This is a genomic window from Priestia sp. 40 (genome assembly GCF_049368575.1).
GTDB lineage: Bacteria > Bacillota > Bacilli > Bacillales > Bacillaceae_H > Priestia > Priestia zanthoxyli.
In genome coordinates this window covers 303681-317329 of sequence record NZ_JBMPZA010000026.1, presented here as the reverse complement: position 1 = coordinate 317329, position 13649 = coordinate 303681, and the positions used below count along the sequence as shown (strand labels likewise).

General features: G+C 39.3%; 17 protein-coding genes. 10 read left to right on the top strand and 7 right to left on the bottom strand.

Annotated features, from left to right (window positions below; genetic code table 11):
* Window positions 1–79 precede the first annotated feature (79 nt).
* Window positions 80–796, top strand: a complete 717-nt coding sequence (locus ACO1DI_RS27900) for a CPBP family intramembrane glutamic endopeptidase (RefSeq protein WP_140451389.1) — start codon at window positions 80–82, stop codon at window positions 794–796.
* Window positions 797–944: 148 nt separating this feature from the next.
* Here ACO1DI_RS27900 and ACO1DI_RS27895 read toward each other — a convergent pair whose 3' ends face one another.
* Window positions 945–2054: a GerAB/ArcD/ProY family transporter gene (locus tag ACO1DI_RS27895; RefSeq protein WP_423145785.1), complete on the bottom strand. Its 1110-nt coding sequence runs from the start codon at window positions 2052–2054 to the stop codon at window positions 945–947.
* Between the two features lie 15 nt (window positions 2055–2069).
* Window positions 2070–2303 (bottom strand): hypothetical protein, encoded by a 234-nt coding sequence (locus tag ACO1DI_RS27890; protein ID WP_014459357.1) that lies wholly within the window; start codon window positions 2301–2303, stop codon window positions 2070–2072.
* 220 nt (window positions 2304–2523) lie between these two features.
* Between ACO1DI_RS27890 and ACO1DI_RS27885 the strand changes: the two genes are divergently transcribed.
* The 4 genes from ACO1DI_RS27885 (at window position 2524) to ACO1DI_RS27870 (ending at window position 4064) form a co-directional block, all read left to right on the top strand.
* Entirely contained in the window at window positions 2524–2796 is a 273-nt protein-coding gene (locus ACO1DI_RS27885; RefSeq protein WP_243549507.1) for a hypothetical protein, read from the top strand.
* 84 nt (window positions 2797–2880) lie between these two features.
* The gene (locus ACO1DI_RS27880) at window positions 2881–3072 is read left to right on the top strand and encodes a hypothetical protein (protein WP_014459359.1); all 192 of its coding nucleotides are present in this window, start codon (window positions 2881–2883) and stop codon (window positions 3070–3072) included.
* A gap of 42 nt (window positions 3073–3114) precedes the next feature.
* Window positions 3115–3486 carry a hypothetical protein gene (locus ACO1DI_RS27875; RefSeq protein ID WP_014459360.1) on the top strand — a complete coding sequence of 124 codons (372 nt, stop codon included), beginning with the start codon at window positions 3115–3117 and terminating at the stop codon, window positions 3484–3486.
* A gap of 44 nt (window positions 3487–3530) precedes the next feature.
* A complete protein-coding gene (locus tag ACO1DI_RS27870) occupies window positions 3531–4064 on the top strand; it encodes a GNAT family N-acetyltransferase (protein ID WP_014459361.1) in 534 nt (177 codons plus the stop codon).
* 153 nt (window positions 4065–4217) lie between these two features.
* On the opposite strand, the gene ACO1DI_RS27865 is transcribed toward ACO1DI_RS27870, so the two are convergent.
* Entirely contained in the window at window positions 4218–4967 is a 750-nt protein-coding gene (locus tag ACO1DI_RS27865) for a MerR family transcriptional regulator (protein WP_014459362.1), read from the bottom strand.
* 158 nt (window positions 4968–5125) lie between these two features.
* Between ACO1DI_RS27865 and ACO1DI_RS27860 the strand changes: the two genes are divergently transcribed.
* Window positions 5126–5578: a MarR family winged helix-turn-helix transcriptional regulator gene (locus ACO1DI_RS27860; protein WP_014459363.1), complete on the top strand. Its 453-nt coding sequence runs from the start codon at window positions 5126–5128 to the stop codon at window positions 5576–5578.
* 22 nt (window positions 5579–5600) lie between these two features.
* Window positions 5601–7208: an MDR family MFS transporter gene (locus tag ACO1DI_RS27855; protein WP_098113281.1), complete on the top strand. Its 1608-nt coding sequence runs from the start codon at window positions 5601–5603 to the stop codon at window positions 7206–7208.
* A 34-nt stretch (window positions 7209–7242) separates the two neighbouring features.
* Here ACO1DI_RS27855 and ACO1DI_RS27850 read toward each other — a convergent pair whose 3' ends face one another.
* Both ACO1DI_RS27850 and ACO1DI_RS27845 read right to left on the bottom strand, forming a co-directional pair.
* Window positions 7243–7395, bottom strand: coding sequence for a hypothetical protein (locus ACO1DI_RS27850; RefSeq protein ID WP_013057796.1), 153 nt, complete (start codon window positions 7393–7395; stop codon window positions 7243–7245).
* Between the two features lie 25 nt (window positions 7396–7420).
* The gene (locus ACO1DI_RS27845) at window positions 7421–7603 is read right to left on the bottom strand and encodes a YolD-like family protein (protein ID WP_013083869.1); all 183 of its coding nucleotides are present in this window, start codon (window positions 7601–7603) and stop codon (window positions 7421–7423) included.
* 617 nt (window positions 7604–8220) lie between these two features.
* Between ACO1DI_RS27845 and ACO1DI_RS27840 the strand changes: the two genes are divergently transcribed.
* Both ACO1DI_RS27840 and cysI read left to right on the top strand, forming a co-directional pair.
* Window positions 8221–10029 carry an assimilatory sulfite reductase (NADPH) flavoprotein subunit gene (locus ACO1DI_RS27840; protein ID WP_423145784.1) on the top strand — a complete coding sequence of 603 codons (1809 nt, stop codon included), beginning with the start codon at window positions 8221–8223 and terminating at the stop codon, window positions 10027–10029.
* Between the two features lie 22 nt (window positions 10030–10051).
* Window positions 10052–11773, top strand: coding sequence for an assimilatory sulfite reductase (NADPH) hemoprotein subunit (gene cysI / locus ACO1DI_RS27835; RefSeq protein WP_423145783.1), 1722 nt, complete (start codon window positions 10052–10054; stop codon window positions 11771–11773).
* Window positions 11774–11821: 48 nt separating this feature from the next.
* Here the strand turns inward: cysI and ACO1DI_RS27830 are convergent, their stop codons facing one another.
* The gene (locus ACO1DI_RS27830) at window positions 11822–12088 is read right to left on the bottom strand and encodes a hypothetical protein (RefSeq protein WP_098113282.1); all 267 of its coding nucleotides are present in this window, start codon (window positions 12086–12088) and stop codon (window positions 11822–11824) included.
* A 199-nt stretch (window positions 12089–12287) separates the two neighbouring features.
* Here ACO1DI_RS27830 and ACO1DI_RS27825 point away from each other — a divergent pair, with 199 nt between their 5' ends.
* Window positions 12288–13037: an SDR family NAD(P)-dependent oxidoreductase gene (locus tag ACO1DI_RS27825; RefSeq protein ID WP_014459368.1), complete on the top strand. Its 750-nt coding sequence runs from the start codon at window positions 12288–12290 to the stop codon at window positions 13035–13037.
* 40 nt (window positions 13038–13077) lie between these two features.
* Here ACO1DI_RS27825 and ACO1DI_RS27820 read toward each other — a convergent pair whose 3' ends face one another.
* Window positions 13078–13608: a GNAT family N-acetyltransferase gene (locus tag ACO1DI_RS27820; protein ID WP_374733871.1), complete on the bottom strand. Its 531-nt coding sequence runs from the start codon at window positions 13606–13608 to the stop codon at window positions 13078–13080.
* Between the last annotated feature and the right edge of the window lie 41 nt (window positions 13609–13649).

Genomic DNA, 13649 nt, shown 5'->3' with positions numbered 1-13649 from the left:
AAATAACATAATTAAACTGAGTTTATGATAGAATTTTGAGAGCACTAGAGAGAAAGAATCATTTTTGGAGGTTGCTATTTTGAGTACGTTATCAACAAATTCAGAACCAGTTTTAAAGCCTAAAAAGAAAAAAGAGTTTACTTACTTCACATTGCTTCTATTTATCGTGTTGGGCTTTGGACTGCAAATCATAGCCGGAATTGGAGTAGCTATTTACGATGAAGTTATAGGTTCGAATATGACAGGGATTTTATTAGAAGGACCCTATGCTCTGCTCGTAGACGCAGCGTTTTTTCTAGGAGTTGCGGTGCTTTATAGACCTGTGCGCAGATTTTTAAAGCCTATGTGGAACTTCTCAGTATTAAAAGAAAGAAAAACGTATGTATATATTGTGGCAGGCTTTTTAATTGTAGCCGCGGTGCAGTACGTGATGCTTTCATTTTTAAACGTAGAAAGCGCAGATCAGCAGCAAAAAGATTTAAATCAAGGCAGTTTTAATGAAACGCTGCTTTCAAGCTGGATATTTTTTATAAGTGTAGCAGTTATCACGCCTATTAAAGAAGAACTGCTTTATAGAGGTGTTTTATGTGGTTTCTTAACCAAACGCCACCACGTGCTTGTGGGCATTTTCGTTTCCGCTCTTGTATTCGGTCTTTTACATATTGGCTTTCCGATTACAGCTACCGTCATGGGACTTGTCTTTGCCATTATTTATTATCGAACAAAATCTATTTTCCCATCTATGATCCTGCATATGCTGTGGAATGGATTAGTGAGTATAACCGTGTTCTTTTAAAAGAGGCTGAAACAAAGTAGTTTCGTTGAGGGAAGATCCGAACGATGAATCGTTCGGATTTTTTTATTGATAGGATGTACCTAAGTTTCGTGTATGTAGCTTTTTCTAGCTGTTGATTGGATGGATTTTGTTATGTCTCAATTTCTTTTTATTTCGATAAAGACGCCGAATGCTTTACGCGGATTTTCCCGACTATTAATAATCCAAGAGGGTAAAATAGTCCAAATAACAGACTGTACGGAATCCACGTATCTCTGTCCCACGTTTGTTCATAGGGAATGCTTGGATACACGATAAGTGAAAATGTAACGGCAATAATGCCTAGTGGAAGAGTTAAAATTCGGTAGTTTTTTAATTCAAGAATTTGAGCGAGTCCGGAAACGGTCGCATAATAGTAGAGAGACGTTTTGAAATAAAGAGATAAAAACCACATAATGGCCATGATTACTTCAATGTTTTTTAGAAAATCCGCAACTTCGATCCGCCTTGCAAGCTCATAGCTTGGATATAAAGCGATACGTGTATACGTATTTCCAAGTACAAGAATGCCAAGTAATAAAATAATAATCATAGTGCCTCCGCCGATTAAGCTTCCTGTAAAAAAAGCGCGGTTTCGCTGATCAGGTTCCGCTACGTGAGCAGGGAAAACGGTTAGCAATACAATAAAGGTGAGAGAAGTAATACTTGTAAAGACCAGAATAGATCTGATAATAGGCTTAATGCCCACCTCTAACAAAGGCTGCAAATTCTCATAATGAATTTGAGGGAAGATCGAAAAAACTAAGATTAAAAACGGAATAACAAACCAAGGAAAGAGAATTTCAGCACAGCGGGCAATCGTTTCAATGCCAAGCCGAACACCGACAATCACAATTCCCATAAACAAAATATGAACAGCAAGCATAGGCGTTTGAATAATAATTCGAGTTGTTAGAAATGAGCCCACGTAAAACAAAACTTGACTGCAAAAAAGAAGAGTAGAAGCGACAAATAAAAGAGAGACAAACTTTCCTAGCCACTTGCCTAAAATGGCTTCGTTTAGTTCTATAAGGGTTTTATTCGGATAAAGGCTAGAGAGTTTGATATACATCCATACAAGTAAAACACCTACAACTACGCCTAAAATAGCTGGAATCCATGCCTCTTGTTTAGAATCAGCCGTTAAGCTTCCAGGCACGACTAAAATAGTGTCGCCTAAGCTATAAAAAATAACGAGTATTCGAAACTGTGCTGCGGATAATTTCATCTGACTATGCACGTTGTTCACTTCCTTTTACTTCAGCAGACTGAACAAAAAATCACTAAAAGGTTTTAATAAAAAAGCAATGCCGTCTCCGGGGTTGGGGATCTCCACACCGCCGTATTTTAAACTAACAATCAAAATACTTACTGTGAACAAACTCCAAAAAATTCGCTTTTCTTTTTTATTGTTCACTTTTTTTAAATAAGGTATTTCTACTAAACAAACAGATGCACAAAGTAAAAAAATCCCTAAAAATATAAGCATGTATCAACCTCAATTAGTAACCCTTCAAAAATAATGAAGGGATGTTAAAGACGTTTGTGTTTCAAAGATAGTATGAACCAAAAAGGCTTCATTTATGAAAAGTGAGACTAAAGGCAGGGCAAAACCGTGTTATAATGACCAAGTTGAGCGTTATAATAGAAAAAACAGCATGATTACAAACAAGTAGATACATAACAAGGTAAGGATGGGAGAGATATATATGGCAGATGAGCTCAAAAAAATGCTAGATGATAAAGAAAAGGTGCAGCTTATTATCGCCGCTGTTGTCATGCTCGGAGGCCTGGTCGTTTTGTTAAAAAGCGTCGCAACGGGTCAGACCATGGGCCAAAAATGGCTAGAAAGTAAAGGGAATGTAGACACAGATCTGTATCTTGAAACGGTAAAGAGCTACATACACCTGTATCAAATTGTGGGCGGCGTCATGTTTGGAGGAGGCCTTCTCACGTTACTTCGTGCTAAGCTAAAGAAATAAAGCTGCAGCAAAATAAAAGATCATAGTCCAAAAGAAGTGTCATATCTTTTTAATAACTTAAAAAATAGTGAAAAGGAGTTATGTATGAATAATGAAGAAAATACACCGGCTTATCATCTGTTTATGATGATAGGAGCGCTTGCTATGCTGATTTTTGGTGTTGTCGGTTTCTTTATTCAGTATCCTGCTACGTTAAGTTTTGTGATGTGTATTGGCGGAAGTATTATATTTTTGCTGCATTTATTTGAATATATGAAACCTAAAAATGAACTATAGCATCTTCAAACGAGGAAATCTAGAAGCAAAGGAAGATGAGAAATGCGGAAACACCGTACGTATGAAACGCTAGTTGATCTTTATCAAAAAAGCGCCAAACTTCATTATGAAATCGATTATCGAAATAAAAAGTCTGTAAAAAAAGGCAATCGAGCTGCAGAAGATATGAAAAAAATTGCGCAGCTCATTCATTTATATTATCCAGGCATGCTATTTGAATTTTCAACACTGCTGACAAATCCTACTTATCGAATCGACCTATGGGCTGCACATCATATTTTAGAAATTATGAGCTATTCACCAATGCTTGAGGACAACGCGCTTTCCGTCATCGAACGCTACGCCGACGAAAATGATTTTACGGCTTTAGGAAATCGCATGTGGTTAGATCAGTGGAGAGAAAAACAGCGCTAGAATTAAGCTAGGCAAACCAGATTAACTAAAAGGAAGATAGATATATGAGTTTACGTATATTAAAGAACGGAATAGGCGTCACTATTCGAGGAGCAGAGCCAAAAGACGCAAAGAAAATGATTGCTTTTTACAACCGGGTAGGCGGAGAAAGTGATTTTCTTTCATTTGGAGAAGGGGAGTTTCTTAGACCTGTTTCAGAGTATGAAGTATTTTTAGCTTCTGTAAAACGAGAGCACAATTCTCTTATAGTTGTGGCTGAAAAAGAAGAGGAAATCATTAGTATTGCATCCATCACCTCGTCTCAAAACCCGCGTAATAAGCATGTGGGCACCCTTGGTATCGTGGTAGAGAACGCTTATAGCGGGCTAGGGCTAGGAAGGCAGCTCATGATTGAGCTGATTGAATGGGCACGTACGAATAAACAAACAAAAAAAATCGAACTGGTGACGCGGGAAGATAATCAAAGAGCTGTTGCTTTATACAAGCAGCTAGGTTTTCAAACAGAAGGATTAAAAGAAAAAGACACCTATATAAATGGCGTGTACTATAATACAATGCTTATGGGGCTTCATTTATAAAAAGAGGCTGGAACAAAAGTAGTTTCGTTAAAGGAAGATCCGAACGATGAAGCGTTCGGATCTTTTTATTGGTATGGTGAACAGGGGCTTAATCCATTTAATTCCTTCTAGAAGTTGATTGGAATGGTTTAGCTATGCCTAAATCTTTTTTGCTTATTGTTTGTTAGCATCAGCAAATACACTCATCGCCTCGCTCATGAATTTCGCTAACCCTTTTCCATAGCGGTCAATGTTGGTTGTAAACCGCTCATCTTGCACATACATTTCTCCAAGACCTTTAAAAGCCTCTAATGAATACGTTCCAAAGTTCTCATTTAAAAATTGATACCATTGCTCAATGGCTTTTTGAGCTTCTGTAGAGGATGGTGACAGATCACGAAGCGAAGCTAAGTGAGTGTAGATACTTTCCCATTCGTTTGACATGTGCTGCTGCTCTTCTTGTGAAAACCTTTGTACTTTTTCATTCGCTTCATCTACCCGCTGGTTTCCCCAGCGCTTCCGTGCTTCTTCTTCGTACGGGTTATGCGAAAAATCCAGTCCGTTAAACCGCTCTTTTTCGTTCATTTCAATCGCTCCTTTTTCATATTGAATCGTTTTATTAATGGTTACAATCATTTGATCGAGCCGACTGCGTTTTTCAATCAACATGTTTTTTTGCAGTATCAATGCTTCTGTGCGATTAAACGTCGGGTCTGTTATAATCTCGTGAATTTGTTTTAAAGGGAAGCCAAGTTCTTTAAAAAATAATATTTGCTGAAGCATATCGAGATTAGCCGGTGAATAAAGCCGGTAGCCGGATTCGCTAACGGCATCAGGTTTTAATAGCCCGATTTCATCATAGTGATGCAGCGTGCGGACGCTGATTCCTACTAAGTCAGCCACTTCTTTTACTTTTCTGTTCATTCTTTCATCTCCCTTCTGAAATCTACTATAAAATATAACGCAGCGTAAGGGTCAATACTAAAAAAGAAATAATTGACTTTTAGTTTATATGCATTTATATTTAATTAGCATTAACTATTTATAACGTGAAATAAATAAGCAAGCCTGGAGGAATAGATGTGACAAAAAGCAATCAGTATCTTGGAGAGATTCGTTCATCGCTTCAAGTGCTATTTGAAAAAATGCAGCCCGAAATGATGGAGAGCCTAAATGAGCATGAGATGACTCCTACGCAACTATTTGTTCTTTCTTATTTAAAGAAAGTAGGGAGCAGTAAGGTTTCTCAAATTGCAGAGCTAATGGATGTAAAACCGAGCGCCGTTACTCTTTTAGTGGATCGTCTTGAACAGCACAATTTTGTTGTAAGAGAACATAATAAAGAGGACAGACGAGTCGTTGATATTACCTTAACAGAATTTGGGCATCTCAAGCTTGAAGATGTGCTGAATGGTCGAAAAGCCATTATGGACCGCTACCTTTTGCATTTAACAGAAGAAGAGCTTTCCATGATGGCTTCTATTACGAAAAAGCTTGCAACATCAGCTGCTTCTTATAAAGATAAGCAGCAGTAACAAAAAAGAGGAGAGACACACGATGGAAAATCAAAAAAATTCAAAGCGCACGCTTTTATTAATTGGCTTAATTATTGCGATGTTCTTTTCTGCACTTGATGGAACCATTGTCGGAACGGCTATGCCAAGAATCGTAGGAGACCTTGGCGGGTTAAGCATGATGACATGGCTGACAACAGCCTATTTATTAACGTCCACAACGGTTGTTCCGATTGCAGGGAAGCTCGCTGATTTAGTAGGACGCAGAGTAATTTATGTGACAGGACTTATTATTTTTATGGTTGCTTCTGCTTTATGTGGAATGGCAAATAACATGACAGAGCTTATTTTATTCCGTGCATTACAAGGAATTGGCGGCGGCGTTATGATGCCAATGGCAATGATTGTAATTGGTGATTTATTTACCGGAAAAGCACGAGCAAAGTTTCAAGGAGTATTTGGAGGAATTTATGGTCTTGCTTCTGTCATCGGTCCACAAATTGGCGGATGGATTGTTGATTCACTGAACTGGAAATGGGTATTTTACATCAACTTGCCGGTAGGGATACTCGCTACCGTTTTTATTGCACTGGGACTTCAAGGAAAGAAACATACGGGACCTGTAAAATTCGATGTAGCCGGTATGTTCACAATGGTTATCGGAGTAGTGAGCTTGCTTCTGGCCCTGAGCTTTGGAGGGAAAGACTACGACTGGAACTCTTGGCAAATTGTTAGTCTATTTACACTTGCTGTTGTTGGGATCATCAGCTTTATTATTGTGGAAACGAAAGCGAAAGAGCCGATTCTTCCGATGTATTTATTTAAGAACCGAACGTTTACGCTTTTAAATATCATTGGCTTTTTTATGAGCATTGGCATGTTCGGAGCCATTACGTTTGTTCCGTTCTTTATGCAAGGAATCGTTGGAGTCAGCGCCTCGGAATCAGGTACGATTATGACACCGATGATGATTTCAATGATTGTAACAAGTATTATTGGAGGACAGCTCGTCTATAAAGTCGGAATTAAGCCTCAAATTGTAACGGGTATGCTCATTATGGCAGGAGGGTTCTTCTTGTTAACAACATTAGACCTTCATACTAGCAAGCTTGTTGCCACTTCTTATATGGCCATAATCGGCTTAGGAATGGGTCTTGTGATGCCAATTTTAACACTTGCTCTTCAAGAAAGCTTTTCAAAAGAAGAGCTCGGTGTGGTTACATCATCAAGTCAATTTTTCCGTTCAATTGGAGGAACGTTCGGTATTACGATTTTAGGAGCAGTAATGAATGCAAAATCAGGTACGCTTCTTACTGACAAACTCGTTCCATATTTAAACACATTGCCTGCTCAAGCAAGTGCTTTTGCGGACGGGTTTAAAAAAGCGATTGATACGAATCCTGAAAGTGTGCTGCAGATGCTGTTTAGCCCTGAGGCGCTAAAGAGTATTCCAGCTGCGCTTTCAGACAGCATTGTGCCAATTTTGAAGACCTCGCTAATGAGCGCATTGCACAGCGTCTTTTTCATGGGCTTAGCTTTTATTATTTTAGGAGCGGTATGTACATTGTTCTTAAGGCAGATCAAGCTTTCAAATAAAAAAGCCGAAGAAAAACCAGAAGAAGGCATTGTTGAAGTAGAGCCATCACATTAAAAAAAGCGCACAAATTTGTGCGCTTTTTTCTATATCAACTAGTTGTTTCATTAGGCTTACGAAGAAAAGGGGATTGTTTAGACGTGTCATACGAAATTTGATCAAGCAAATACGTTAAATATAAGTTCAGTTCAAACCTATCTTCCGACACAAAATCTGTAAGCGCTTGCTTATTATCTTTCCACATAGTAATTCCTCCTTAATTTTACATACTAATGAATAGATTTAATATCAGAAAGCAAAAGGGAAACAACGGCTTCATTTTCGTCTTTTACGGATAGAATTTGCTGATGGAGATTTAAGTTGTGCACGCGGCCTTTGCACGTTTGCAACGTTCCATCTTTATAGTAAGAAACAGTTATCGTCCCACTTTTCGTTAATTCTCGTAAAAACATTCAAGAAGCCTCCTTAAAAAGATTACCTGATTTAAAAGCCAGTCCTTTCATTTGAGATGAGCAAAAGGGAATTGTATGTACTGCAAGCTTCCCTTTATATTCTTCAATGTGTATGAATCAATCGAATAAAAGGTTGCTAGCTCACCTATAAACTGTCCTAAATTTCAGAATATACTGTCTTTTACATATAGTGTTTTTTAAAAGGATTAATGTTACATTTATTATGTAACATTCTGATGAGAAAGAAAACCGTTTCTACAAAACTTCTCTAAAAATTACAAAATATTCATATTCGTGTGAAGGATGTAGAATGAACAAATATGGAAGGAACTTCGTTTATAAAAAACGTAAATACAGATTCAATTATTAATTATCTTAATACTAGTTATCAATTATATGTATTTTACTAATTTATTCTTCTTCGATAAAATGCAGGTAGACGAATTTGATAAGAATTTTCTAATGATTTATATAATTAAATTTGATATAATCTATAGGAATAATAATGTATGAAGGGAAACATCATTGATTAATTAGACACAGGTATTAAATGTTGTTGAAGATGATTCGTAAAAGCATACATATTTAAATTATATATTTTGGTGAGGTGGACAGTGTTGCAACTTAAGGTAGTAAACAGCCCTTTTAATCAAGAACAAGCAGATTTGCTTAATCGCCTTCTGCCGACATTAACAGAAGCACAAAAAATGTGGTTGAGCGGTTATTTAACAGCAGCTCAATCTACGTCTGCCGAAGGAACGCCAGACGTTTCTGCAGCAGCGCCTGCTCAAGCGGAGCAGACGATTTCAAAAGACGTAACGATTCTTTACGGATCACAAACAGGAAATGCTCAAGGACTTGCTGAAAATACAGGCAAAACGCTTGAAGCAAAAGGTTTTAATGTAACTGTATCTTCTATGAATGATTTCAAACCAAATAATTTGAAGAAACTTGAAAATTTATTGATTGTCGTAAGTACACATGGAGAAGGAGAGCCGCCTGATAATGCGCTATCTTTCCATGAATTTCTTCACGGCCGTCGAGCGCCAAAGCTTGAGAATTTCCGTTTTTCTGTCTTGTCGCTTGGAGACAGCTCATACGAATTTTTCTGTCAAACAGGAAAAGAATTTGATGTGCGCTTAGCAGAACTTGGCGGTGAAAGACTGTATCCGCGCGTTGACTGTGATTTAGATTTTGAAGAGCCCGCAAATAAATGGCTTAAAGGTGTTATTGACGGATTGAGCGAAGCGAAAGGACACAGCGCTTCAGCAGCTGTTCCAGCGGAAGCTCCTGCAGGAACTTCACCATATTCAAGAACAAATCCTTTTAAAGCAGAAGTGCTTGAGAACTTAAACTTAAATGGCCGCGGATCAAATAAAGAAACGCGACACTTAGAACTATCTTTAGAAGGTTCAGGTTTGACATTTGAACCAGGAGACAGTTTAGGTATTTATCCTGAAAATGACCCGGAGCTTGTTGATCTTCTTCTTAACGAATTCAAGTGGGATGCAAGTGAAAGTGTAACGGTTAATAAAGAAGGAGAAACGCGTCCTCTTAGAGAAGCGCTAATCTCTAATTTTGAAATTACCGTGTTAACAAAACCGCTTTTAAAGCAAGCAGCTGAGCTCACTGGAAACGATAAGTTAAAAGCGCTTGTAGAAAATCGCGAGGAATTAAAAGCATACACACAAGGCCGTGATGTGATTGACTTAGTTCGTGACTTCGGCCCATGGAACGTATCGGCACAAGAGTTTGTAGCCATTTTACGTAAAATGCCAGCGCGCCTTTACTCGATTGCAAGCAGCTTATCAGCAAACCCTGATGAAGTTCATCTAACAATCGGAGCGGTACGCTACGAAGCGCACGGACGCGAGCGTAAAGGTGTTTGTTCAGTCCTATGTTCAGAACGCTTGCAGCCAGGCGATACGATTCCTGTATACCTTCAAAGCAATAAAAACTTTAAGCTTCCTCAAGATCAAGAAACTCCTATTATTATGGTAGGACCTGGTACAGGTGTGGCTCCGTTCCGCTCATTTATGCAAGAGCGTGAAGAAACAGGAGCAAAAGGCAAGTCATGGATGTTCTTTGGTGATCAGCACTTCGTAACAGACTTCCTTTACCAAACAGAATGGCAAAAGTGGTTAAAAGATGGCGTACTGACAAAAATGGACGTGGCGTTTTCACGCGATACTGAAGAAAAAGTATACGTACAAAACCGTATGCTCGAACATAGTAAAGAGTTATTCCAATGGTTAGAAGAAGGCGCATCTTTTTATGTGTGCGGAGATAAGACAAATATGGCACGCGACGTGCACAACACGCTAGTTGAAATTGTTGAAACAGAAGGCAAGATGAGCCGTGAACAAGCGGAAGGTTACCTTGCGGAAATGAAGAAACAAAAACGTTATCAGCGTGATGTATACTGAGGATTGAAAGGAGATTTTCAACATGGTAAACAAAACTTTAAAAGCGCCCGAAGGTCCTCCAAGTGACGTTGAGCGCATAAAAGAAGAAAGTAATTATTTACGCGGTACATTAGGAGAAACAATGCTAGACCGCATCAGCTCAGGTATTTCCGAAGACGATAATCGTTTGATGAAGTTCCACGGAAGCTACTTACAAGATGATCGAGATCTTCGTAATGAACGTCAAAAACAAAAGCTAGAGCCAGCTTACCAATTCATGCTTCGCGTTCGTACGCCAGGCGGTGTTTCCACACCAGAACAGTGGCTAGTGATGGATGATTTAGCGCAAAAATACGGAAATGGAACGTTAAAGCTGACAACTCGTCAGGCATTCCAAATGCACGGGATTTTAAAGTGGAACATGAAGAAAACGATTCAAGAAATTCATGCATCTTTATTGGACACAATTGCAGCTTGCGGAGATGTAAACCGTAACGTAATGTGCAATCCGAATCCATATCAGTCAGAAGTACACGCTGAAGTATTCGAATGGTCAAAAAAATTAAGTGATTACTTATTGCCTCGTACAAGAGCGTACCACGAACTATGGCTAGATGAAGAGAGAGTGATCAGCACACCGGAAGTGGAAGAAGAAGTGGAACCAATGTATGGTCCGCTCTATTTGCCAAGAAAGTTCAAAATTGGCGTAGCTGTTCCACCGTCTAACGATATTGACGTGTATTCACAAGACCTTGGCTTCATTGCCATTTTAGAAGACGAGAAACTTGTTGGATTTAACGTAGCAATCGGCGGCGGTATGGGTATGACGCACGGAGATAAAGCAACGTACCCTCAGCTTGCAAAAGTGATTGGGTTCTGTAGACCTGATCAAATTCTAGAAGTAGCGGAAAAAGTCATTACGATTCAACGTGATTACGGAAACCGCTCTGTGCGTAAAAACGCGCGTTTTAAATACACGGTTGATCGTCTTGGATTAGAAACGGTAAAAGAAGAGCTTGCAAACCGTCTGGGCTGGAGCTTAGACGAAGCAAAATCTTATCACTTTGATCATAACGGAGACCGCTACGGCTGGGAAAAAGGTGTAAAAGGAAAATGGCACTTTACTCTTTTTGTTCAAGGTGGACGTATTGCTGACTTTGAAGACTATAAGCTTATGACGGGTCTTCGTGAAATTGCAAAAGTTCATAGCGGTGATTTCCGTTTAACGGCCAATCAAAATTTAATTATCGCGAACGTATCAACTCAAAAGAAAAAGCAAATTAGTGACTTGATTGAACAATACGGATTAACTGACGGCAAGCATTATTCGGCTCTTCGCCGCAGCTCATTAGCTTGCGTATCGCTTCCAACTTGCGGGCTTGCGATGGCAGAAGCTGAGCGTTATCTTCCAGTTCTTCTTGAGAAAATTGAAGCAATTGTAGATGAAAACGGTCTTCGTGATAAAGAAATCACGATTCGTATGACGGGCTGTCCTAACGGCTGTGCACGTCCTGCTTTAGGTGAAATTGCTTTTATTGGTAAAGCACCGGGTAAATACAATATGTATCTTGGAGCAGCATTTGATGGCAGCCGCTTAAGCAAAATGTATCGTGAAAATATCAGTGAAGAAGAAATTTTAAATGAACTGCGCGTCTTGCTTCCTCGCTATGCAAAAGAAAGAGAAGAAGGCGAGCACTTTGGTGACTTTGTCATCCGCGCCGGAGTAATCGAAGCTGTAACAGACGGTACAAATTTCCACGCATAATACGTATGAAGGGACTTTTCTAACTTACAGAAAAGTCCCTTTTTTATTTTAGTACTCTCTAACAAATACAGCTACTCCAAATACCCCTAATCTTTCCGCGGTAATTTGTTCAAAGCCGTTATCAAGTAAACAATGTGCTGCAGTACGATAGCGCTGATCTGGAGCTAATAAGCGTCCACAAGGATTTGCGCTGCCAATCACTGTTGCTTCTACGATAGTACGAGGAGCTTGTCTATCCAAAGGATTTCGCTCCCAAAGAATTGTTACCACATCCGGAGGACGGGGAATAGATACATTGCCTGTGTGTTCATGCATAGCCATCACCTCCTTACCCTATAGTAAATGCAAAAAATGACAGACTGCTTGTACACATGCTGATTTTTAGTAAAAAAGGCATTCAACTATGCCTAACTTGACTAATTTCATAGCAATGAGGTGATTAATAGAAACGGCTGGTAGAAAAAAAGAATGCTATAATGTAAAAGAAAGGAATTTTCATCAAGGAGGGAGAAACATGCAGCAAAAACGAGTAGCGGTTATTACAGGGGGAGCAAGTGGAATCGGTAAAGAGACTGCGTTAAAGTTTGCGCAAAAAGGAGACGCGGTGGTCATTGCTGATTACGATGAAGAAAAAGGAAAAGAGACGCTTCAACAAATTGAAGAAGCTGGAGGCAGCGCTTTGTTTGTGAAAACGGACGTCACAAAGTTCGAAGAAGTAGAAGCACTGATTGAGAAAACGGTGAACAAATTTGGACGAATTGATGTGATGTTTAACAATGCAGGTATCGGACGCCCTACATCTGTTTTAGATCAAGACTTAGAAGAATATCACCGTATTATTAATGTCAATCAGCACGGCGTTACATATGGCATTATGGCAGCGGGCAGGAAAATGAGAGAGCTAGGTATAAAAGGCGTTATTATCAATACGGCATCTATTTTTAGCTTCTTAGCCTCACCCGGTACCTATGCCTATCACGCAACGAAAGGAGCTGTTGTCATGATGACGAAATCAGCTGCGCTAGATCTCGCTAAATACGGTATTCGCGTCGTCGCCGTTGCGCCAGGATTTGTTGATACGCCCATTATTCAAGGCTATAAAGACAACGGTATGATTGAAGGAATGAAAGCTAAAACGATGAGCAGGGAGCTCACTACACCAAAACAAATTGCAGATATGGTTTATTTGCTTTCCTTAGAAGAAGCGGGAGCTGTAAACGGCAGCGTCATCATGGCTGATGATGGGTATGCGGCATTTAAATAAAAGGAAAAAGGATTCTTTTTAAGAAAAGAATCCTTTTTTATTATGTAGTAGGTAGGGAACTATAAACAAACGTATCGTGAGCTTTTCCGTTTTGATACATATAGTTTTTTAACACTCCTTCTTTTTGAAACCCGAGCTTTTCAAGCACGTGCTGTGATGCTTTGTTTTCAAGAAACACAACAGCTCCAATCCGCACTAGCTCAAGGGTATCAAATCCATAAGCCATAACAGCCGAAGCAGCTTCCGAAGCATAGCCGTGACTCCAGTGCTGAGGGTGTAGCTCATAGCCAATTTCCGCACGCTTATGCTTTTGGTTCCACTGATTAAATCCAACTGTCCCAATTAATTCCCCCGTATCGAGCCGTTCAATTCCCCAGCGCATGCCTTTTTGATTTCTGTAATTTTCAGCAAAAATATCAATCAGAATCAGAGCTTCTTGAATAGTTGTGAATTTTTCTTGCCCGTAATATCTAATAACTTCTTTCTGAGAGAAGCAGTCAAAAATAGTATCTGCATCCGCTTCTGTTATTTCACGCAGTGTAGTGCGAGGTGTACGAAGAATAGGAAACATATTTTTCTCCTTTCTATTTTATATAGAAAGATTTCGTCAGC

What these genes read in the sequence shown, in the direction of transcription:
- ACO1DI_RS27850 (WP_013057796.1), bottom strand. Translation starts at nt 7,395, where the DNA reads ATGTGGAAAGATAATAAGCAAGCGCTTACAGATTTTGTGTCGGAAGAT.
- ACO1DI_RS27875 (WP_014459360.1), top strand. Translation starts at nt 3,115, where the DNA reads ATGCGGAAACACCGTACGTATGAAACGCTAGTTGATCTTTATCAAAAA.
- ACO1DI_RS27885 (WP_243549507.1), top strand. Translation starts at nt 2,524, where the DNA reads ATGGCAGATGAGCTCAAAAAAATGCTAGATGATAAAGAAAAGGTGCAG.
- ACO1DI_RS27845 (WP_013083869.1), bottom strand. Translation starts at nt 7,603, where the DNA reads ATGTTTTTACGAGAATTAACGAAAAGTGGGACGATAACTGTTTCTTAC.
- ACO1DI_RS27825 (WP_014459368.1), top strand. Translation starts at nt 12,288, where the DNA reads ATGCAGCAAAAACGAGTAGCGGTTATTACAGGGGGAGCAAGTGGAATC.
- ACO1DI_RS27820 (WP_374733871.1), bottom strand. Translation starts at nt 13,608, where the DNA reads ATGTTTCCTATTCTTCGTACACCTCGCACTACACTGCGTGAAATAACA.
- ACO1DI_RS27865 (WP_014459362.1), bottom strand. Translation starts at nt 4,967, where the DNA reads ATGAACAGAAAAGTAAAAGAAGTGGCTGACTTAGTAGGAATCAGCGTC.
- ACO1DI_RS27880 (WP_014459359.1), top strand. Translation starts at nt 2,881, where the DNA reads ATGAATAATGAAGAAAATACACCGGCTTATCATCTGTTTATGATGATA.
- ACO1DI_RS27830 (WP_098113282.1), bottom strand. Translation starts at nt 12,088, where the DNA reads ATGCATGAACACACAGGCAATGTATCTATTCCCCGTCCTCCGGATGTG.
- cysI (WP_423145783.1), top strand. Translation starts at nt 10,052, where the DNA reads ATGGTAAACAAAACTTTAAAAGCGCCCGAAGGTCCTCCAAGTGACGTT.
- ACO1DI_RS27870 (WP_014459361.1), top strand. Translation starts at nt 3,531, where the DNA reads ATGAGTTTACGTATATTAAAGAACGGAATAGGCGTCACTATTCGAGGA.
- ACO1DI_RS27855 (WP_098113281.1), top strand. Translation starts at nt 5,601, where the DNA reads ATGGAAAATCAAAAAAATTCAAAGCGCACGCTTTTATTAATTGGCTTA.
- ACO1DI_RS27890 (WP_014459357.1), bottom strand. Translation starts at nt 2,303, where the DNA reads ATGCTTATATTTTTAGGGATTTTTTTACTTTGTGCATCTGTTTGTTTA.